The sequence below is a fragment of the Mobiluncus sp. genome (assembly GCF_985070215.1).
In genome coordinates this window covers 1-20,343 of the sequence record NZ_CFKZQR010000036.1, presented here as the reverse complement: position 1 = coordinate 20,343, position 20,343 = coordinate 1, and the positions used below count along the sequence as shown (strand labels likewise).

23 protein-coding genes and 1 pseudogene are annotated in these 20,343 nt (G+C 58.8%); 22 read left to right on the top strand and 2 right to left on the bottom strand.

Annotated features, from left to right (window positions below; all coding sequences use genetic code 11):
- Window positions 1-806 (top strand): ATP-binding cassette domain-containing protein (locus tag AC5LBQ_RS07500; RefSeq protein ID WP_493265091.1); only part of this gene is annotated, 806 nt, incomplete at its 5' end.
- 9 nt (window positions 807-815) lie between these two features.
- On the opposite strand, the gene AC5LBQ_RS07495 is transcribed toward AC5LBQ_RS07500, so the two are convergent.
- A complete protein-coding gene (locus AC5LBQ_RS07495) occupies window positions 816-1,541 on the bottom strand; it encodes a Type 1 glutamine amidotransferase-like domain-containing protein (RefSeq protein WP_493265090.1) in 726 nt (241 codons plus the stop codon).
- A 193-nt stretch (window positions 1,542-1,734) separates the two neighbouring features.
- Here AC5LBQ_RS07495 and AC5LBQ_RS07490 point away from each other — a divergent pair, with 193 nt between their 5' ends.
- From AC5LBQ_RS07490 to AC5LBQ_RS07420, 15 genes are all read left to right on the top strand, one after another.
- Window positions 1,735-2,166, top strand: coding sequence for a NifB/NifX family molybdenum-iron cluster-binding protein (locus tag AC5LBQ_RS07490; protein ID WP_493265089.1), 432 nt, complete (start codon window positions 1,735-1,737; stop codon window positions 2,164-2,166).
- A gap of 42 nt (window positions 2,167-2,208) precedes the next feature.
- Window positions 2,209-2,862 (top strand): NUDIX hydrolase, encoded by a 654-nt coding sequence (locus AC5LBQ_RS07485; protein ID WP_493265088.1) that lies wholly within the window; start codon window positions 2,209-2,211, stop codon window positions 2,860-2,862.
- 183 nt (window positions 2,863-3,045) lie between these two features.
- Entirely contained in the window at window positions 3,046-3,576 is a 531-nt protein-coding gene (gene rpsP / locus AC5LBQ_RS07480; RefSeq protein WP_493265087.1) for a 30S ribosomal protein S16, read from the top strand.
- 5 nt (window positions 3,577-3,581) lie between these two features.
- Window positions 3,582-3,821: an RNA-binding protein gene (locus tag AC5LBQ_RS07475; RefSeq protein WP_036324558.1), complete on the top strand. Its 240-nt coding sequence runs from the start codon at window positions 3,582-3,584 to the stop codon at window positions 3,819-3,821.
- Between the two features lie 79 nt (window positions 3,822-3,900).
- Window positions 3,901-4,482 (top strand): ribosome maturation factor RimM, encoded by a 582-nt coding sequence (locus tag AC5LBQ_RS07470; RefSeq protein ID WP_295027705.1) that lies wholly within the window; start codon window positions 3,901-3,903, stop codon window positions 4,480-4,482.
- Between the two features lie 58 nt (window positions 4,483-4,540).
- Entirely contained in the window at window positions 4,541-6,052 is a 1,512-nt protein-coding gene (trmD, locus tag AC5LBQ_RS07465; protein WP_493265086.1) for a tRNA (guanosine(37)-N1)-methyltransferase TrmD, read from the top strand.
- A gap of 253 nt (window positions 6,053-6,305) precedes the next feature.
- A complete protein-coding gene (gene rplS, locus AC5LBQ_RS07460; RefSeq protein WP_282921277.1) occupies window positions 6,306-6,653 on the top strand; it encodes a 50S ribosomal protein L19 in 348 nt (115 codons plus the stop codon).
- Between the two features lie 168 nt (window positions 6,654-6,821).
- On the top strand, window positions 6,822-8,159 hold the full coding sequence (gene lepB / locus AC5LBQ_RS07455) for a signal peptidase I (RefSeq protein WP_493265085.1): 1,338 nt from the start codon (window positions 6,822-6,824) through the stop codon (window positions 8,157-8,159).
- 10 nt (window positions 8,160-8,169) lie between these two features.
- Window positions 8,170-8,877 (top strand): ribonuclease HII, encoded by a 708-nt coding sequence (gene rnhB / locus AC5LBQ_RS07450; protein WP_493265084.1) that lies wholly within the window; start codon window positions 8,170-8,172, stop codon window positions 8,875-8,877.
- 26 nt (window positions 8,878-8,903) lie between these two features.
- Window positions 8,904-9,212, top strand: a complete 309-nt coding sequence (locus tag AC5LBQ_RS07445) for a DUF2469 domain-containing protein (protein ID WP_282921280.1) — start codon at window positions 8,904-8,906, stop codon at window positions 9,210-9,212.
- Between the two features lie 161 nt (window positions 9,213-9,373).
- Window positions 9,374-9,865 carry a YraN family protein gene (locus AC5LBQ_RS07440; RefSeq protein ID WP_493265083.1) on the top strand — a complete coding sequence of 164 codons (492 nt, stop codon included), beginning with the start codon at window positions 9,374-9,376 and terminating at the stop codon, window positions 9,863-9,865.
- Window positions 9,862-11,430 carry a YifB family Mg chelatase-like AAA ATPase gene (locus AC5LBQ_RS07435; RefSeq protein WP_493265082.1) on the top strand — a complete coding sequence of 523 codons (1,569 nt, stop codon included), beginning with the start codon at window positions 9,862-9,864 and terminating at the stop codon, window positions 11,428-11,430. Before AC5LBQ_RS07440 ends, AC5LBQ_RS07435 begins: the two co-directional genes overlap by 4 nt.
- 10 nt (window positions 11,431-11,440) lie before the next feature.
- Window positions 11,441-12,826 (top strand): DNA-processing protein DprA, encoded by a 1,386-nt coding sequence (gene dprA / locus AC5LBQ_RS07430; RefSeq protein WP_493265081.1) that lies wholly within the window; start codon window positions 11,441-11,443, stop codon window positions 12,824-12,826.
- Between the two features lie 9 nt (window positions 12,827-12,835).
- Window positions 12,836-13,807 (top strand): tyrosine recombinase XerC, encoded by a 972-nt coding sequence (locus tag AC5LBQ_RS07425; protein ID WP_493265080.1) that lies wholly within the window; start codon window positions 12,836-12,838, stop codon window positions 13,805-13,807.
- 191 nt (window positions 13,808-13,998) lie between these two features.
- Window positions 13,999-14,736, top strand: coding sequence for a DUF6318 family protein (locus AC5LBQ_RS07420; RefSeq protein WP_307741239.1), 738 nt, complete (start codon window positions 13,999-14,001; stop codon window positions 14,734-14,736).
- Between the two features lie 33 nt (window positions 14,737-14,769).
- Here AC5LBQ_RS07420 and AC5LBQ_RS07415 read toward each other — a convergent pair whose 3' ends face one another.
- Complete coding sequence (locus tag AC5LBQ_RS07415; protein ID WP_295027696.1) at window positions 14,770-15,336, bottom strand: M23 family metallopeptidase; 567 nt, start codon at window positions 15,334-15,336, stop codon at window positions 14,770-14,772.
- A gap of 368 nt (window positions 15,337-15,704) precedes the next feature.
- Here AC5LBQ_RS07415 and rpsB point away from each other — a divergent pair, with 368 nt between their 5' ends.
- From rpsB to AC5LBQ_RS07385, 6 genes and pseudogenes are all read left to right on the top strand, one after another.
- Window positions 15,705-16,577, top strand: a complete 873-nt coding sequence (rpsB, locus tag AC5LBQ_RS07410) for a 30S ribosomal protein S2 (protein ID WP_295027695.1) — start codon at window positions 15,705-15,707, stop codon at window positions 16,575-16,577.
- A 78-nt stretch (window positions 16,578-16,655) separates the two neighbouring features.
- The gene (gene tsf / locus AC5LBQ_RS07405) at window positions 16,656-17,525 is read left to right on the top strand and encodes a translation elongation factor Ts (protein ID WP_493265079.1); all 870 of its coding nucleotides are present in this window, start codon (window positions 16,656-16,658) and stop codon (window positions 17,523-17,525) included.
- 115 nt (window positions 17,526-17,640) lie between these two features.
- Window positions 17,641-18,378 (top strand): UMP kinase, encoded by a 738-nt coding sequence (gene pyrH / locus AC5LBQ_RS07400; protein WP_493265078.1) that lies wholly within the window; start codon window positions 17,641-17,643, stop codon window positions 18,376-18,378.
- A gap of 62 nt (window positions 18,379-18,440) precedes the next feature.
- A complete protein-coding gene (frr, locus tag AC5LBQ_RS07395; protein WP_282921290.1) occupies window positions 18,441-18,998 on the top strand; it encodes a ribosome recycling factor in 558 nt (185 codons plus the stop codon).
- A 46-nt stretch (window positions 18,999-19,044) separates the two neighbouring features.
- Window positions 19,045-20,088, top strand: a complete 1,044-nt coding sequence (locus AC5LBQ_RS07390) for a phosphatidate cytidylyltransferase (protein WP_493265077.1) — start codon at window positions 19,045-19,047, stop codon at window positions 20,086-20,088.
- Window positions 20,089-20,131: 43 nt separating this feature from the next.
- Window positions 20,132-20,343: pseudogene (locus AC5LBQ_RS07385) on the top strand (23S rRNA (adenine(2503)-C(2))-methyltransferase RlmN); the annotation flags it as partial.

The following is a 20,343-nucleotide window of genomic DNA, read 5'->3' as shown; positions in this document are numbered from 1 at the left end:
CGCCCGCCGGTACGCCCGCGATTGTGGCTCGGGACGTTTGCTACGCCTATCATTCGGGGCAAAATGTGCTGCACGAAGTGTCTCTGGAACTTCGCGGGGGCGAAACTTTGGCCATTGTCGGACCATCGGGTGCCGGTAAGTCCACTTTTGGACGGATGCTAGCCGGCATTCACCCGCCCACCAGCGGGTCCGTGACAGTCGGGGGAGTACGGCTGGTGGACTTGCCCGAAAGCGAACTGCACCAGCAAGTCGCTTTGGTCACGCAAGAACAGCACGTGTTTACTGGAACGATTGCCTCCAACCTGCGTTTGGCGCGGCCCGACGCGAGTGATGAGGAACTGTGGACGGTGCTCGACGCGGTGGGTGTGGACTGGGTTCGCGGCTTGGGACGAACCGAGGCCCAGACCTCTACCGCACAATCTGTCCCAGAGGGGAAATCGCCGGCAGAAACGGAAAAAACCGGGCTGTATGCGGAGGTTGGCGGCGCGGGAATGAAGCTGAACCCGGCGCAGGTACAGCAGCTCGCCCTGGCGCGAATCGTACTGTTGAACCCCCACACTTTGGTGCTGGATGAGGCAACTTCCCTGATGGATCCCTCTGCGGCCCGTTCGCTGGAACAGTCGTTGTCGCGGGTGTTGGCGGGACGTAGCGTTATCGCCATAGCCCACCGGCTTTATACCGCCCACGATGCTGACCGAGTGGCAGTCATGATGGACGGGAGAATCGTGGAATTGGGCACGCACGATGAACTGGTAGCGGCCGGGGGCGAATATGCTTCGCTGTGGGAGTCTTGGCAGCAAGACTAGAGGCCGAAACTATCCCAGGAAACGGGTTTCGAGGCGTTCCTCGACGACTTCGCCACGGTCTTTCGTTACGACCCAGGCCGACTTTCCCGGCACTTCACTGACCGCTTCGGCCAGTTCGGTGCCGCGGTAAACCAAACCCACATTGTTATCGGTGCAATAGGTTTTACCCAAGACACCCTCGGCGACCAGGCGATGCACCGTGGGGCGGCGGCGTTTTTCAACGTCGTAATGTACGCCGTTGTCGTAGGGAATCAAGCCCAGACCGTTGGTGACTGCGCGAAGTTCGGGCCCGAAAGAATCCGTGGTGCCACCTCGGTGCCAACAGATAGAACCGGCCGAGACTCCGGCCAGGACGACGCCGGCTTCCCAAACGCGGCGGAAAATCTGGTCTAGGCCGTGGACTCGCCACACTGCCAGCAGGTTTGCCACTGAACCCCCGTCAACCCACACGGCGTCTTGTTCCAGGAGGTAGCCTTCGATATCCTCCACGTTGGGCATAACGAACAGTTGCAGCGGGTTCAGTTCCACCCCCGCCAGGCGAGCCGCTTCGTAACGCTGGGCCAGCCGGTAATGCTGGTCGCCGGCCGCGGTATCCAGATAGCCAAGTTTCGGTTTGGAACGGGTGGTACCGGACAATTCGAGGGAATATTTCACCAGGTGGTTGAACTCGGTAAAGATGCGTTCTCCGTTTTTGTATCCGCCGGAGGTCGCCAAGATAGTTGGGGTTTTCGTCATAAGACCATCCTAGTCGGGGGAGCCGGGTGAATCATCCGCGGGGTGGGGTGTGCGGTGTTTGGTCGGCATTACGGTCCGGTCTGGCATAGGATTAAGCCGGAAAGCGGTGGTAAAAGTGGTGCTGAAAGGCGGAACTCCCGTTGGCGTTACCAGGATTGCTGAAAATAACTTATACCGAAAGTTGGGATAGAAAATGAGTGATGCGAAAACCTTGAATATAGCGGTAAACGTGGCCGGCACGGAGGTCGGGGGTGGCCTGGGGCGAGCCCGGACTATGGCGGTGACAACCGTCAACGCCGCCGGTGAAATCACGGATTGGCAAGAATTCCAGGTCGGTTGGGACATTTTGCACGAGCAAGGTCCGCACGGCAATCTGCACGCTGTGATTGTGGGTTTTATGCGCGACCACGGCATTGCGGTCGTGGTCAGCGGACACATGGGACCCCCGATGGTGAACACCATGATGAAACTCGGCGTTTTGCCCCTCTCTGCGGCTGGTGAGGCGCGTAGCGCTGCCAGAGACGCCGCCAAACGCGTGCGCTCTGTTGGTGACCTTGCTACCAACGCCCCGGACGAAGCCGGCCCCGGCGCGAACAAATGGATCCTTCCCGTGATTCCGTCCTAGTGTTGAGTGGTTTGATAATTACGACGACGAGGAAAAAGGCAAGTGGAAACTGTAGATAAAGACGTGGTGGACCTCATATTAGAGCTGCAGGCTATTGGTCAGGCCGGCGAGTTCTATGGTCATGACGACTATGACCGGGATCGGGCGACCCAGACTCGTGAACTGGCGGCGGAACTCTTGGCACGCCTCACGGGCAACAATCCCGAACAGGCGCGGGACGTGTTGCTGGAGGACTACGGATACCGCACGCCGAAAGTTGATTCACGCGCCGTTATCTTCGGTGACGGCTCGGGGCGTCCGGGAGTAGACGGAGACAAGATTCTGCTGGTGCATGAAGGCTCTGATGGGCGCTGGTCCATGCCGGGAGGCTGGATTGACGAGGGGCTGAGTGTGAGGGAAAACACCATCAAGGAGGCTTACGAAGAATCCGGAATGCGGGTAAAAACTGACAGGCTGCTGGCGTTAATCGATAAGCGCAAACATAATCCCAGCAGGGGTATATTTCATGTTTACGCATTTTTTGTGGAATGCACCTTGCTGGGCGGGGACTTTGTCCAGAACCTCGAAACCACCGAGATTGGCTGGTTTGGGCTCGATGAACTGCCGGAAATGTCTCTGGGTAAAACCACGCACGAACAGGTCGCGATGTGCCTGAAAGCGCATCGCGACCCAAACTGGCAGGTCATTTTCGACTGAGCCGGGAGGACTGTTGAATTTTAAAAATCGTGAGAAATCGGGCATAATGGAACGTTGTACTGGGCTCTGGTCGCCGCCCTCTCGTGACCACAGCCCCGGATTTTGAGCAAAACAAGGCTTTAGTGTTTTCCCTACCTGGGGTTTTGTGCGCTCGCGACATGAATTACAAGGAGAGTCACAACAGTGGCAGTACGTATTCGTTTGAAGCGAATTGGTAAGATTCACCACCCCATTTACCGGGTGGTCGTGGTCGACAGCCGCAAGAAGCGCGACGGTCGCGTCATCGAGGAGGTCGGCAAATACGACCCCAACCAGCAGCCGTCTTTGATTGAACTGAACTCGGAGCGCATCCAGTACTGGTTGAGCGTGGGGGCCCAGCCGTCTGACGCGGTGCATCGTTTCCTGGTGCTTTCCGGCGATTGGGCGACGTTCAAGGGCGCCAAGGTCGTTGAGAACCGTATCCAGGTTAAGGACGCGGGAGCCGATGTGGAGGCCGCGGTGAAGGCTGCGGACGACGCCGCGGAAAAGGCGAAGGCAAAGAAGGCCGAAGCCGAAGCCAAGGCCAAGAAGGAAGCTGAAGAGGCTGCGAAGGCTGAAGAAGCTGAGGCGGCTCAGGCAGAAGAAAAGACTGAAGAAGCCCCCGCTGAGGAAAAGGCCGAGGAGGCCCCCGCTGCGGAAGCCTCGGCGGAAGAAACTTCGGAAGCGGCAGAATAATGTCGATGCTTGCAGATTCTTTGGAACACCTGGTCAGCGGCATCGTCGACGAGCCAGAAGCCGTGCGCGTGAGCGAAAAGTCTTTGCGTCGCGGCAAGCTCCTGGAAGTACACGTTGCCCCCTCGGATTTGGGTCGAGTTATCGGCCGTAATGGCCGCACCGCGAAAGCGCTGCGTTCGGTAGCTTCCGCACTATCTACACAGGGCAGCGTCCGCGTCGATGTCATCGACCAAGATCGGCGCTAAATAGTCATTTGGTTTGATCCCCGCCGATAGCGGGGGTCAAACTTTTTAACGCAGCTATCGATTCGGGAAGGGGTCAGCGGTGAAGCTCACGGTTGGGGTCATCGGGCGGGCCAGCGGGGTTCGTGGTGAAGTCCGGGTCGCCCTGCACACGGACGAACCGCGTGCTCGGTTTGCCCCCGGGACAGTCCTGTTAACCAGCAGGAAAACCCCGGCTACGTTGACGGTAAACCGGGCACGGATGAGCGGTAAACACTTCGTGGTGTCTTTCCGGGAAATTCCCGACCGTAACGGTGCCGAAACCCTCAGCGGAACGAAACTGTATATAGAAACTGACGACCCGGCCTTGTGCGCTAACCCCACAGACTCACCCGATTCTGGCGCCACTAATACAGAAACCGCCAATGACCGCGAACAAAGCGAGGGCGATGAGGGCTTTTACCGTCACGAACTGGTGGGACTGCGAGCGGTGGACCTGGCGGGGGAAACGCTTGGTACCGTGAGCGACCTGCTGCTGGCGCCAGCCCAAGACCTGTTGGAAGTCACGACTGCGGACGGGCAGAAAATCCTGGTGCCTTTTGTTTATGAAATCGTCCCCGATGTCGATTTAGATAGCCAGGTGGTCACGATGGATCCGCCCGGAGGATTGTTTCCGCCGCACTAGGACGGTTCAGCGTTTCCCGGCGGGTTGTCGGTAGACTGTCCGAATAAAGGTGAGGATGATGCGTTTTCAGATTCTGACGATTTTTCCCGAATTCTTTGAGGTGCTCGGTTTGTCGCTGCTGGGTAAAGCGGCGCAAAACGGGGTGTTGAGCTGGGGCGTCACTAATCTGCGCGATTTCACCGATGACCCGCATCATTCCGTTGACGACACGCCCTACGGTGGGGGAGCCGGCATGGTGATGCGGGCCGATATTTGGGGCAAAGCCATCGATGCCGCGCTGGGTGAGCTGCAGAGCCAGCCCGCGGACAGCGTACCGGAAAGCCGCCCGAACGGTCTGGTGAACCCGAAAACTATCCTGGCGATTCCTACGCCCTCCGGAGTGCCGCTGACCCAGGCGAAAGTCCGGCAGATCGCCACGAGTACGGATAATGTCGTTATCGCGTGTGGGCGCTACGAAGGTATCGACTCGCGAGTCGCCCAGCACTACGCTGACCAGCAACTGTACCCCGACCTGGAAGTATTTGAGTATTCCTTGGGGGATTATGTGCTCAATGGCGGGGAAATCGCGGCCGTGGCGCTGATTGAAGCCGTGGGGCGCCTGCTCGATGGCATGGTGGGTAACCCGGAGTCTTTGGTGGAGGAATCCTACGAGGGAACGGGCCTGTTGGAATACCCCTGCTATACCCGCCCAGAAGTGTGGCGTGACCTGGCTGTTCCCGAGGTGCTGAAAGGCGGAAACCACGCGGAAATCGAAGCCTGGCGTCGGGAGCGGGCCATTGAAAAAACCTCGCGGCGACGCCCGGATTTGCTGGCGGGTTTAGACGCCACACTGTTGAGCAAGCGCGGGCGGGAAAAGCTGGCTTCGCTGGGGTGGCTTTACGTGTCACCTCAGGATTTGGAGGCTATCGGTCTGTCCCGACTGGTCGCGGTAGGGTCGGCACGGGCAGCGCACCAGGCGGGGTGGGCGGGCGATATGCGTCCGGCAAGCGGCGCACAGCCGGAAACTGCGGATTTGGTGGCGGTTCCCCTGCGGATTCGCCAGCCCGACCGAGGGGAGGCCCTAGCACTGTCCGCTTTGGGGTCGGAGACGTTCCCCCTGGCTTGTCCGGCCTACGTCAGCACTGAGGCTATCGCCCAGTTCGTAGCCGTTGAATTCGACCTCGAGGCGGTGAAGGCACGCCTCGATAATCCTCAAGAACATCGCTACTGGGTCACGGAATTGGGCGGTGAACTGGTGGGATACACCTACGCGAGGGTACAGTTAGGCGAGGCGGAAGCGGCGCAGGCGGGAATTGTCGCCGGGGATGCTTACCTGTCGAAGTGCTATGTGCGCGAGGCTCTGCACTCCACAGGATTGTCCGGGGCGCTGTTGGAAGCGGCATTGACAGATTTGGCGAGGGTCGGCCATGCCCCGGGAGTGTGCCTGGGGACCTCGATGTACAACAAACGAGCCCAAAAATTCTATAAACATCACGGGTTTCGGCGTATCGGGAAACGAACATTCACCGTGGGGGGCGTGGAAAACCAGGACGTGGTGATGCGCCGGAGTTTTGACCGGGATAGTGCCTGATAGAGGCATATTTCGTGGGCTCGGTGCGGTTTTGTGCGGCTCACGAAGCAACGCCACCTCGGCAGGGTGAGGGTGGATGAATCGAGCACGAAACGGCAAAAGTGGCGTTCCGGCCCGAGTTTGTGGCAAAATGGTACGGCTTCGCGGGCAACCTGCCACAGGGGGACCCGATAGCGAAGCAAAACACCATCGGCACTGAGGGTGCCCGCAGTGAGACGTTTTTGACCTGTGGCAGGAGCGTCAAGGAGAAACAATGCAGAAGCCTCTGGTTGAGGAAATCGGCAAGGCCGTAATGCGTGAGGACGTTCCGGATTTTCGTCCGGGCGATACCGTAAAGGTTCACGTAAAGGTTATCGAGGGAAACCGCTCCCGTATCCAGATTTTCCAGGGCGTAGTCATCGCTCGTCACGGCGGCGGTGTGGGAGAAACCTTCACCGTGCGGAAGCTGTCCTTCGGCACCGGTGTGGAACGTACTTTCCCGTTGCACGCCCCGACTGTGGACAAGATTGAGGTAGTGACCCGCGGCGATGTGCGCCGTGCCAAGCTGTACTACCTGCGTGATCGCCACGGCAAGGCGGCTAAGGTCGTTGAAAAGCGCTAACTCGCAATCATTCTGCGGCAGTTGCCGGCTTCCAGCTGGAGCAATGTGAAAAACCGGCTGGTACAGTCAGAAAGTCAAGGCGGCATCTGCCACAAAAATTCATCCTAAAGGAAGCTCGAACCGAAATAGTTTGGGCTTCCTTTAGGCTTTTACGCTATTCTTTTTGTTATGACGATGCCCCCGCAGCCTGAGAATGCCAACCGAGACGCGCAGTTCTCGGGTGCTTCCCCAGACGGCTTCGGCATGAATCCACAATTCGTTGGGGCCGGAACCCTGCCCGAATCCTACCCTCCCGGTTACGAAGGCTTCCCCGGTGGGTCGATGCCCGGTGAAGACGGGATGTACGCACCGGGCGGAGCCGGGATTCCATTCCCGCCAGAGGCTTTTCCGGGAGGATACCCCCCGCAGTCGGCTTTCCCGGACAGGACGGATTTTCTCGGTATGGATTCCAACGGGATGGCGCCAATGCCGATGCCTCCAGGACTTCCCCCAGCGGGGATGGGGCCGTTTCCAGGGATGCCTTTCCCGCCCTACGGCGCGATGCCTTTTCCTGGTATGCAGCCCGAAGACGAAGAATCGCCCGAGAATCTCGGAGAAAAAGATTTCCTGAAGGACGACGACGAAACTGATTTCCAACTCGATGATGAGGACAACGCAACGGAACGCAGGCGTGGTGCCAAGATCCCCGGACCGAGGGGTATGAAAGCCCTGCCCCCCGGGGCGAGAGCCAACTTCGATGCCTTGGAACGCCCGCATCTGAGCCTGGATTTACCCTGGTATTTTGAGTTCATCGCGGTGGTAATTACGGCTCTGGCTATCAGTTCGCTGGTTCGACTGTTCCTGTTGCAGCCCTTTTTTATTCCCTCGCAGTCCATGGAAAAAACCCTGATGATCAACGATTCTGTGCTGGTCAACAAGTTTTCCGCCCGGCACGGGGACATCAACCGCGGCGACATTATCGTTTTTAAAGACGTGGAAGGCTGGAGTGAAACCGCTGCCGAGCAGATGCGCGAACGTCCTCCTGATAAAACTCCGTTCCAGATCGCGACCAAGTTTAAGAACTTCGGGATTTTTGTGGGCTTGCTGCCTGAAGACTCCCAGGGCTACCTGATTAAACGTGTCATCGGAGTGTCCGGCGACGACGTGTCTTGCTGCGACGAGGACGGGTTGATGAATATCAACGGCAAAGCCATCGACGAGGACTATATCCCCAAGACCGGGGTCTCTTCAGACATAGAATTTTCCGTAGTGGTGCCGAAGAATTCGCTGTGGGTGATGGGGGATAACCGGCCTCACTCCGCAGATTCCCGTTGGCATCAGGACAAGCCTTCGCGCGGTTTCGTTTCTGAATCCAACGTGGTGGGTCGCGCTTTCGTCGTAATCTGGCCGATTGAACGGATGAAGTTCATCGCTCCCAGCTGCGCTTTTTATAACATACCTAAGCCAGCCGCCCCGGCTGACGAATTCAACTCTGAAGCATTCGAGACGCGTCCCCACGGGGGTTGAGGCACGCTGAGTGGTTGATTTATCTTGGGAAACCGCGGCTCTGGCCGCATTGGCGAAGCACGGAGGCGACAGTCGCAGGGGACGCCTCCCGCTGATTGGTGGGATGGACGAGGTCGGGCGCGGTGCGCTAGCAGGTCCGGTTTGCGTGGGCGTGGCAGTGATAGATCAGCTCAGCCTGGAGAACCCGGAATTTCCCCAGGGGTTCCCCGCCGGATTGAACGATTCCAAACAGCTGACGGAACGCCGCCGCTTGGCGTTGCAAGATCCCCTTCGCGCCTGGGTCAGGGACTTTGCCATCGGACAGGCTTCCAATACGGAAATCGACGAATTGGGGATTATGCCAGCGCTGCGTCTGGCGGGGTGGCGCGCTCTCAACGAGCTGGACGCCCGCGGGCATCTGCCGCAAAGGCTTCTGTTGGACGGCAATCTTGACTATCTCGCCCCACCGAAGCAACCCGACCTGTTTGCCGGGGCGGGAAACCTGGTGAGCTCCCCGGAAGTCAGAGTGGAAACCCTGGTGAAGGGGGACGGGAAAGCCGCCGTAATCGCTGGCGCTTCCGTGCTGGCGAAAGTGTATCGGGACGCGTTCATGCGCAGCTTGCGTGACCCCGGTTACGGCTGGGCGAAAAATGTCGGTTACGGCACTGCCGCTCATCGAGCGGCGCTGGCTGAATTGGGCACGAGTGTTTGGCATCGCAAAACTTGGAAGCTCCGGTAGGGTAGAGGGGTACGAAAGGTTGTGTGATGGTCAACAACGACGATATTGAGTCCTATGAAAATGGGCTAGAACTGGATTTATACCGAGAATATCGCGATGTGATTTCCCTGTTTAGCTATGTTGTGGAAACTGACCGGCGGTTTTATCTGGCGAACAAGGTTGACGTCACCACGCACAATAATGCCGGCGGGGACGTGTTCTTTGAGATTACTTTGGAGGATGCCTGGGTTTGGGATGTCTACCGCTCCTCGCGTTTTGTGCAAAACGTGCGGGTCCTGACCTTTAAAGATGTTAACGTGGAGGAACTGGCGAAGCCAGAAATTGAGATTCCCTAGGTAGCGGGCGGCTGTTTAAGCCCCGTTTCTAGTAGCCACAATTCATTAACTCGGGTCGATTGGCGGCTTTTCGCCGTTTTTAGGGTTGTGGATAAGTCGGTTTTCCACAGGTAAAGATTTTTGGGCTTGGCCGGTGGGTTCGGGAGCGCGAAGCTGAGTCCATGAGCTACGCGAATACCGTTGAAACCAGTCATAAAGTCACTACCGGAACGGACGCTGCATGCGGCTGCACGGCCGGTAACCCCGCGCTGCGGACCGCTGGGCAAAATGCCTCAACTCCGGGGAAAAACCTGCACAATCGGCAGCTGGGTATGGCTGGTGAGGAAGTCGCGGCCGAGTCGCTGAAAGCTGAGGGATACGTCATTGTGGACCGCAATTGGCGCTGTCGAGCCGGTGAAGTCGACATAGTCGCCCTCAGTCCCGAGGGAGTCCTGGGGTTTATCGAGGTTAAGACTCGTTCCAATCACCGGCACGGGATGCCTATCGAGGCCATCACTATGAAGAAGTTGGCGCGGATGCGCCGGGTCATGGGGTCTTGGCTGGCGCAGCGCGATATTGTTCCCGCGCACCGGGCGGTCAGCCTGGATTTGTGCAGCGTGGATTGGGACGGGCGCGGCGAACCCGTAGTGAAACATCTCCAGGGGTTGAAATGAGTTCGGGATTTGCCTGGTCAATTTGTTTGGTGGGGATGGAGGCGCGCCCGGTTCGGGTAGAAGCCCATATTTCCGACGGAATGACCGCCTACAGCCTGGTCGGGCTGCCAGACACGGCGGTGCGGGAAGCCAAAGACCGGGTTCGTGCCGCAGTGACCAGCTGCCTGTATGAGTGGCCAGGAACGCGGGTCGTGTTGAATCTGTCCCCTGCGTCGCTGCCGAAAACCGGCTCCGGTTACGACCTGGCGATGGCGGTCAGCGTTTTGGCTGCGATGGGGGTCATTTCTCGCAGTCGAGCCGGGCAGTGCATCATGCTGGGAGAACTGGGCTTGGACGGTCGTGTCATTGGAATCCGGGGCATTTTGCCCAGTGTCATCGGAGCCATGAAAACCGGAAAAACTCAGATTTTGGTGCCGCAAGCGAACTTTGCTGAGGCTTCCCTGGTGCCTGGGGTGGATGTGGTGGGGGTGCATCACCTGGGGCAAGTCATCGAGTTATTGGGGGGAGACTTGATGATGCCTCTGCCCCCGCCGGAGGAGTCGGCGGGGGCGGAGGACGGGGAAAGTACCCCGGCACCTGCCTTTGGTCCAGGCGGGGATTTTTCTGACATTCGCGGTCAAGCCGCCGCCTGTCAAGCGATGGAGGTGGCGGCCGCGGGCGGCCACCACCTGCTGATGATTGGCACTCCCGGCTCGGGAAAAACCATGCTGGCTTCGCGGCTGCCCGGCATCCTCCCGCCCTTGGACGTGGAACAATCTGTCGAGGTCACAGCCCTGCATTCCCTAGCGGGAACGCTGTCTGCGCAGGACGGACTGATTCGCCAACCTCCCTTCCAAGCTCCGCATCATTCGGCGACACTGGCGGCGATGGTGGGAGGTGGTTCGGGAGTGCCACGTCCGGGTGCCGCTTCTCTGGCTCACCGGGGAGTGTTGTTCCTGGACGAGGCTCCCGAGTTTGGGGCGCGGGTCTTGGATTCCCTCCGAGAACCGTTGGAAAACGGGGAAATCACCCTGCATAGGGCGGCGGGCGCAGCCCAATATCCGGCTCGATTCCAACTCATTATGGCAGCTAATCCCTGCCCCTGCGGTAATGCTGGCAGTCGGCGAGCTACCTGTACCTGCACACCATATTCGCGCAAACGATATCTGGAACGGTTGAGCGGGCCGCTGCTGGATCGCATGGATATCCAAATTCAGGTGGAATCTCCGGGCCGTGGTTCGTTAGCGGGAGCGAAACCTGCTGATACGACCGCGGTGGTTGCGGCGCGGGTGCAACGCGCTCGTGACGTGCAACGAGAGCGGTGGAAGGACCGAGGATGGGATTTGAATCGAGAAATTCCCGGACCGTTTTTGCGTCAACCCGAAGGCGGTTTCACTCCTGAGCTGATTGGGCGGGTCGACACCGTGGTGGAACGGGGTCGCTTGTCCATGCGGGGAGCTCAACGCGTCTTGCGACTGGCCTGGACTGTTGCCGATCTGAGCGGAAAAACCGTTCCGGGATTGCCCGAGCTGGGAACTGCGATGACGTTGCGCCGCCAAAACGAAGGATTCAGCCTGCCCGAATGAAAGGAAACCCATGGAAACGTTGAGCCTTACCGAGGAACTACCCACAGACACCGAAACAGAGGCGCCGGATAACGTGCCGGAGGAACTGTCGAACCCGCCCACAGGCGCCACGGTGTCGTCGGCGGATTCGGCCGCATCTGGACCGAGCCCGGAAGAACGCCGGGCTCGGGCAATCTGGACTGCTATCGTCCAGCCGGGAGAGCCCGTTGTAGGCCAGGTTATCGGGCATTTCGGGGTCATAGAAGCCTTGGAACGGGTGAAATTTTTGGCGGGTAGGCTGCCGGAAATCGATGACATGATGATTCGCACCGTGTTTCAACCCGTGAAACTTCCGGCATCGGTGGCGCAAATTGAGGGGTGGGCTATGCGACTGCGGGAACTCAACTTAGAGATGGAATATCAGCTGCTGAGCCGAGACGGCGGGACGCTGGTGGTGCCCGGTGACGCGGCTTGGCCCGTGATGGCAGACGACCTGGGAATGGTGGCACCGTTGGCGCTGTGGGTGCGGGGTAATCCGCGGGCTTTGCAGGCGCTGGCGTCAGAGGGGGCAGTAGCCCTGGTGGGGGCGCGTTGCGCGACCCACTACGGAACGGATATAGCCCAGGAAATCGCTTATGAACTGGGGGAGCGTGGTATCTGGGTCGTCAGTGGTGGAGCCTATGGGATTGACGCGGCTGCTCACCAAGGGGCGCTCGCCTCACGAGGCAAAACTATCAGTGTCCAGGCTGGTGGGTTGGGCGAGCTGTACCCGGCCATGAATGCGCGGCTGTTTTCCCAAATTCAGCAAACCGGGGCGATTGTTAGCGAAGCCCCGCCCTCCCAGCGTCCCGCCAAACACCTGTTTTTGACCAGGAACCGCATCATTTCGGCTCTGTCTCAAGTCGTAGTGGTCGTTGAAGCCGGTGAGCGTTCCGGGGCGATGTCTACCGCCAATCATGGCGCAGAGCAGGGACGTCAGGTCGCTGCGGTGCCCGGACCGGTCACCTCCACCGCTTCGGCAGGATGCCATCGGCTGATTCGTGAAGGCGCTGCCCTGGTGACGAATGCGGAGGAAATCATGGAACTCATGTTTCCGCTGCACACTCAGGAGCAAAAGGTGTTCGGTGCCGGAGTGGCCGCAAACAAAGCCGATGCCGGGGCGGCAGCGTCTGCACCCCAGCGCAACTCCGCCGGACAAATCCCGGCGCCCTCGCTCTTTGCCGGATTGAGCAGTGACGGCGTGAAAGTTATTGATTCCCTGTCGAAAACGGCGTGGAAATCCTTAGAGCAGGTGGCTCGTGGAGCCGGTTTGGGCACTCGCACGGTGCAAAGCGAGCTGGGATTGATGGAGTTGGACGGCAAGGTCGAAACCCGCAACGGGCGGTATCGCCTGGGGGCGACTGCTATGGCCAGATAGAATCATGGGGTGAGTGAAAATCATCCAGCTGCGGACTTCGCCTCGGAAATCACCGCTGATTTTGGGCAATGGCTGAGCGTAAACCGGGGGCTTTCCCCGCAAACCGTGCGGGCCTATCTTACGGATTTGCGGGAATTGATGACTTTCCTGGTCGACTCCGATTCTGAGGATGACTCTGGAGTGTCGCGGCTGCGTGCGGATTTAGCTAATCCTGCCCGGATTCGGGCGTGGCTGGGTTCGATGAGCCGCGCGGGGATGAGCCGCGCCACGCTGGCTCGCCGAGTCGCGTCCTTCCGCACTTTTGCATCGTGGGCGCAGGTCCGCGGCATAGTCCCGGGCGATGCTGGGCAAAACCTGCGGGCTTCGCGGCCGGATAATGCCCTGCCCACGGTCCTGTCGGCCGCTGATGCGGCGCACCTCTTGGAAACGGCTCGAGCCGCTGCTTATCGGGAGGACTCCGCTGCTCCCGATCCGGTCAAACTGCGGGACTGGGCCGCATTGGAGCTGCTTTATGCCACCGGCATTCGGGTCAGTGAGTTGACCGGGCTGGAGTTAGCTAACATCAACAAAGGCCAGCGCACTATCCGGGTGACGGGAAAAGGCGACAAGCAGCGGGTCGTGCCCTACGGTATTCCCGCGGGTCTGGCGATGGAAGAATACCTGGAAAAAGGCCGCCCCGCCCTGGTCAATCCGGAAAAACCGGCGCTGAACCGGGTATTTCTGGGGGCAAAAGGTGGGGTGCTGGATACGCGGATAGTCCGCGGCATGCTGCATCGGCTGACCGCGCAGGCGGGAGTCCCGGACTTGGGACCGCACGGGCTGCGTCACACCGCCGCTACTCACCTGTTGGATGGCGGCGCGGATCTGCGCAGTGTCCAGGAAATCCTGGGGCACGCCAGCCTGGCCACAACCCAGCGCTATACGCATCTGTCGATGGACAAGCTCCGCGCGGTGTATTTGCAGGCGCATCCCCGGGCCTAAAGTCCTAATTTAAAAAAATCCCCAATGATTTTCTAAAATATCGAAAAATCGAGCCTTTGACCTGGATGGATAGTTTCCTGGGAATGTCTTGACAAAACTGGGAAAAAGCTGGATTGATTCTATGAATTTCCTACAATAACACATACAATGTTTTAAGAACTTGTAGAGTATGGTGCCTCGAAAGGAGCGTCATGGTCGGGAAACTGCGGATCTTACAAGCATCGCTGGTGATGCTGTGCTCTGCTGCGGTCTTGACGGGATGCGGTACTGCGGTTGGTGCTTCTGGCTCTGAGAGGACTGCCCGGGAAATGATGACCGCGGATATTCCTCTGGTCGAACCCGCCGCCCCTGAAACGACCCAAGACCCGATTCCCGGAGCACCGGCGCCGCGCTATACCGCGGCCACCGAAGGTAAACCTTCCCCCGCTGACCTACAGACCATTCCTGCTGATCAGTTGATGAAAGTGGCACCGTTTGACAAGCCGAAGTTTTTCCACGAGTTTTCCGTGGACGGCGCGGCCACAGTGGTGAAGTACTTTACCTACTCCATGTACTACAGCTTTGTGGCGAGCGATACCCATTTCGCCAACCAGGTTTACACCAATGCCTGCACGAAGTGCCAGGAGATGGCCCAGTGGTCCAATGCCTTCACAAAGAAGTACTCCCACGTGGAAACCGGGGTGCCGCGCACGGAAATCCTCGATGTTTCTGTCGGAAAGACCAAACAGAACCAGTCGGTTTTTTGGGTCGTGGCTCGCAATGAAGAACCCCCGATTATCGCTCGCTCCGAGAAGGGCGAGGTTCTGAAATACGATGCCCCTTCGAACACCGTATCCCAGTACCGGGTGGAGTACGTTCACGGCAGCAACTTGATTACCGGCATCTATAAAGCCCCGACTGAATATTCATCTTCCCCTGCTGAGAAGTAGGCGCTCGGCTTCGGCCGATTGTCTGCAATCCGCCTAGTGAACCGGGAACAGGCGAATCCTTCCCCCTAATAGACGCAAGGGGTCTACGTAACCGTCCGGGCCGTCCTTGACCCCGAAATGCAGGCAGTCCCCACCGGAACAGTGTCCTCCCAGTGCTGTCCCGATAGCTTGGCCACGAGTCACGTCATCCCCGACCGCGACCGAAGGCTCTACCGGTTCGTAGGTGTAGCGCCGTCCGGTGGTGTCCTCGAGGGAAATCACCGGACGACCCGCTAAGTTACCGGCATAGAGCACCGTCGCGTCAGTCGCGGCAAAAACGGTTTGACCGGGGCTCACCCTGAGGTCGATACCGCGGTGTCCGGCCAGCCATTTTTGGGCCGGTGGGTCGAATTTGCGGGGAACTGCCGTCGGGTGACCTGTAGGCCAGTACAGGAAGTCGCGCAGACCTGACGTTTTTCCTGATGAAAGGGCTGTTGGGGTCGCTGAACTGGCAACGGCGGGTAAGCCTCGGTCGGCGGTGATGCCGGCGGCTGGTGAAGCGGACACCCCGGTCAGGCTCAAGGTCAGGCAACAGCAAAGCGTGATGATAACTTTTCTCATGACTGCAGTGTGTCGCGAAAGGGAACACCCACACCAGAGAATAATTTTTTCCCTGTGGAAAACCCCTATTTGGCCCTGCTTGTGGATAAACCACAAAACCGCACCAGGTCGCGCCGAATTGGCTTTTTCATAGGAAGTTTTGGTAAAGTTAACCCTCGCAGCTGCCCATGCAGCTGACTTCGCGTGTTCGCAATCGCGGCGCTGCCGGTTTTTCGTCAGCCTAGCCGTGATGAGCGCAATCCCCCAGGTCCCTGTGGGGTGGGGAAAGCGAGCGGACACCAGGCATTAACCGAAATTGGACGTAGACGTCCCCGGAGTGCTGCGCGCGCCGGGGTAGCTGTGTCCCATAACTGAAAGAAGGACGCCACATGGCAGTCGTTACCATGCGCCAGCTTTTGGAAAGCGGCGTACATTTCGGGCATCAGACCCGTCGCTGGAACCCCAAGATGAAGCGGTTTATTTTGACCGACCGTTCCGGCATTTACATTCTCGATTTGCAGCAAACCATCGCTGACATCGATATTGCTTACGAATTCGTTAAGGAAACCGTGGCCCACGGCGGCACGTTGCTGTTCGTCGGCACCAAGAAACAGGCTCAGGAGTCCATTCAGGAACAGGCCACCCGCGTGGGAATGCCTTACGTCAACGAACGTTGGCTGGGTGGAATGCTGACCAACTTCTCTACGGTACACAAGCGGTTGCAGCGTTTGAAGGAACTGGAACAGTACGACTTTGAGGACACTTCCGCTTCGGGGTTGACGAAGAAGGAACTGTTGATGATGCGCCGTGAAAAGGACAAGCTGGCCAAGACCTTGGGCGGCATCCGCGACATGGCAAAGACCCCTTCAGCTATCTGGGTGGTTGACACCAAGAAAGAACACCTGGCGATTGCCGAAGCCCAAAAGCTCGGGATTCCGGTCGTGGCCATCCTGGACACGAACTGCGACCCCGACGAAGTCGATTACGGCATTCCCGGCAACGACGATGCGATTCGCGCGGTCGATTTGCTGACCAAGGTAATCGCCGACGCTTGCGCGGAGGGCCTGGTGGCTCGCTCCAAGAAGCAACTGGGCGAGAACCCGGAAAGCGCCGAACCGATGGCTGAGTGGGAACGCGAACTGCTGGCCGGCGACGATGCGAACACTCCCGCCGCGGAACAGCCCGCCGAAACCGCTCCGGCGGAGGAAAAGCCTGCTGAACCCGCCGCTGAGGGCGAGAAAGCCGACGAAAAGGCCGAGTAATCGGCTGCACAGGAGCGGGAAACGATTGGTTTCACGCTCTGCCTTTAAAAAGATTCGGGGATATGAGATTCCCGGTGCATGAAACTTGCTCTGAAACTGGAGGAAAAATTGGCTAAATACAGTATGCAAGACCTGAAGGATCTGCGCGAAGAAACCGGCGCGGGTCTGGCTGACGTTAAGAAAGCCTTGGAAGAAGCGAACGGCGACCGCGAGGAAGCCTTGAAGATTATTCGTGTCAAGGGCTTGAAGTCCCTTTCGAAGCGGGAAGGCCGCTCCGCTGGCGCTGGCTTGATTGCCGCGAAAGTTACCGACACCAAGGCTGGCCAGCGTGGCACCATGGTTGAGGTCAACGCGGAAACCGACTTCGTGGTCAAGACCGATAAATTCATCGCGATGGCGGACAAGATTCTGGACGCCGCCGCTGTATCCGGTGCGGCTAGCGTAGAGGAACTTTTGGCTGCCAAGTCTGCTGACGGCACCGTCAAGGACACCTTGGACGCGGTCGCGGCCATTATCGGCGAGAAACTGGAAGTCGGCAACGTGCGTCAGGTCGAGGGCGAAGCCGTCGATGTCTACCTGCACCGTTCTTCCCAGGACCTGCCTCCGACCGTTGGCGTGCTGGTGGCTACCGACAAGGCGGGTGCCGAAGTCGCTCACGACGTCGCGATGCACATCGCGGCCTACAGCCCGGAGTACCTCAGTTGCGAGGATGTTCCTGCCGAGGAAGTCGAAAAGGAACGCGCCACGCTGACCGAAACCACCAAGGCTGAAGGCAAGCCGGAAGCTGCTGTCGCCAAGATTGTGGAAGGCCGGATGAAGGGCTTTTACAAGGACTGCGTGCTGCTCGAACAGCCCTTTGCCAAGGATCCCAAGACCACGGTCGGCAAGATTGTGGAAGCCTCCAAGGGCAAGGTCACCGCTTTTGCGCGTTTGCAGGCTGGCGAGTAAACCCGGAAAGGGTTTAGCAACCATTTGAACTAAGCAAATGCCCCAGGGTCGATGAAGGCTTTGGGGCATTTGCGTATAATGTCTAAGGATGTAGGTCTTTCAAGGGAGAAGATAAATGAGCGACGACGGCTCAGTAGCCCCCGGTAAACGCCGGGTTTTGATGAAACTGTCCGGTGAAGTCTTTGGCGGCGGTCAAGTGGGGCTCGACCCCGATGTGGTTTCCGATATTGCTCAGCAGGTCGCCGCGGCGGTGACGCAGGGAGTACAGGTTGCCATCGTGGTTGGCGGCGGGAACTTCTTTCGCGGTGCGGAGCTGAGCCAGCGTGGCTTGGACCGGGCTCGGGCAGACTATATGGGGATGTTGGGTACCGTCATGAACGCCCTGGCCCTGCAGGATTTCTTGGAACAGGCCGGAGTGCGCACCCGGGTACAGTCCGCCATCACGATGACCCAGGTCGCCGAGCCGTATGTGCCCTTGCGAGCCATTCGTCACCTCGAAAAAGGGCGTGTGGTCGTGTTCGGGGCGGGTGCGGGGATGCCGTACTTCTCGACCGACACCGTTAGCGCACAGCGCGCCCTAGAAACCCACTGCCAGGAACTGCTGGTGGGCAAGAACGGGGTGGACGGGGTGTACACCGACGATCCGCGCCAGAACCCTCAGGCTGTAAAACTCGATGAGGTCAGCTATGAGAAAGCGCTGCACGATGGGCTGAAAGTCGTGGATGCGGCCGCTTTCTCCTTGTGTTCGGAAAACAAGCTGAAGATGCGCGTATTCGGCATGACCCAGCCGGGCAACGTCACCAGAGCGTTGCTGGGCGAAAACATCGGTACTGTGCTGTACAACGAAAAGTGATTGAAACGAAGAAAACCCACCGGGGAACCTGTGGAGAAAGCTAAGGAACAAAGGAGAAACCCTTGATTGAAGACACCCTCAAATCCGCCAAGAGCATGATGGCAAAGGCCTTGAGCGCCACCCAAGATGAATTCGCCGCCATCCGTACCGGTCGAGCCAACACCGCCATGTTTGACGGCATTATGGTCGACTACTATGGCGCCCCGACCCCGCTAAAGCAGCTCGCTTCCTTTAACATTCCCGAAGCGCGCACCGTCATCGTCCAGCCTTTTGACAAGTCCGCTTCACAAGACATCATTCGCGCTATTGCGGAAGCCGACTTGGGCGTGAACCCCACTGACGACGGCAAAACGATACGCATCGTCCTGCCCGCCCTGACGGAGGAACGCCGCAAGGAATACGTTAAGATGGCGAAAACCAAAGCCGAGGAGGGCCGCCAATCCGTGCGTTCGCTGCGCCGCAAAGCCAAGGACGAATTCGAAACCATGCTAAAGAACAAGGAACTCGGCGAGGACGAAATCAAACGCGGTGAAAAGGAACTCGATTCCATTACGAAGAAGTTCACCGATGAGATTGACCAGCTGCTGGCTGCCAAAGAATCAGAGTTGATGACTATCTAGGCCTTGCCAGCCCGTTATTACCCGTTTATTACCTGGGTTTTAGAGCATGGTTGATACTGAAGATTTCCAGCAGCCGCAATCTGTTGAGCCAGCGGCATCCCCGGCGACTGAGGACACCGGAGTGCATCCGGTGACCCGGCCCAGCCGCAGGGAAAACCGCGCCGCACAGCAGCGCCGGAGACCGCGCTGGGGCATTCTTGCTTCCGCGAAATCCGCGAAAAAGGAGCCTAAACCCGGGCAATCCGCGCCCGACAAACCTCAGAAGGCCGGCCGCAACCTGGTAGCGGCCACCGGGGTCGGGGCGGGACTGCTGGCGGCGTATGGACTGACCCTATTCCTGGTGAAGCCCCTGTTCGCGGCCTTGTGCGTGGTGACGATTGTGGCTTGCCTCATCGAGTTTCGCCACGCCATCCGGTTTACGGATCGGCATTTGGGCATGCCGATTGTCGTCATCGGGGGAATCGGGATTTTCATCTGTGCTTGGCAGGTCGGATTGGAGGCCATGCTGACCGCAACTTTCCTGACGGTGGCGGCCGCCCTGTTGTGGCAGTTGGCGGGTCCTTACCGCGGTGAAGATGCGCTCAAGAACGTGACTGTCAGCACTCTGACCGTGGCTTATATTCCGTTCTTGGGGTCTTTCCTGGCTTTGTTGGCGGTGGAGTGCGGAGCCCCGGCCACCGCGGTTTTCGTTTTATCCGTCACGTTGGGTTCGGATACCGGGGGCTATTTCTGCGGGCGATTCCTGGGACGCCACCACATGACACCGTCCATTTCCCCGCGCAAGACCTGGGAAGGGTTTGCAGGTTCGGTCCTGTTTGCTGTTATCGTGTCCGTGGCAGGCACGTTCTGGATTGGGATTCCGTGGTTTTACGGGATTATTTTGGGTGTTTTCATGGCGGTAGTGGGGACTCTGGGCGATTTGAGCGAATCGTTGTTGAAACGGGAACTCGGCATTAAAGATATGGGTCACCTGTTGCCGGGGCACGGCGGGCTGCTGGATCGGATGGATTCTATCCTGATGACAGCTCCGGTGGCCTATATCGTGTTGAAGTTCGCTATCTTTTCCCAACAAGCCCCGGTGCTGTCCTAGACCCCGCTCGGGAAGTTCCGGGAAAACCGTTAAACTTAAACCTATGGAGAGACAGGTTCTGCCCCACGAACAACCGCCGTTGGGGGCCACACACGCGGAGGCTACGGCAGAACTCAACTTTCGAGCGCAGGCTCGCGGCAAACCGCCGCAGCATTTCGCCGACTTCGACCCGCAGCAGCGCCGTGAGGCGGTAGCCGCGGCGGGAATGCGCCCGTTTCGGGCTGACCAGGGGGCGCGCCCCTATTTTGGGCGCTT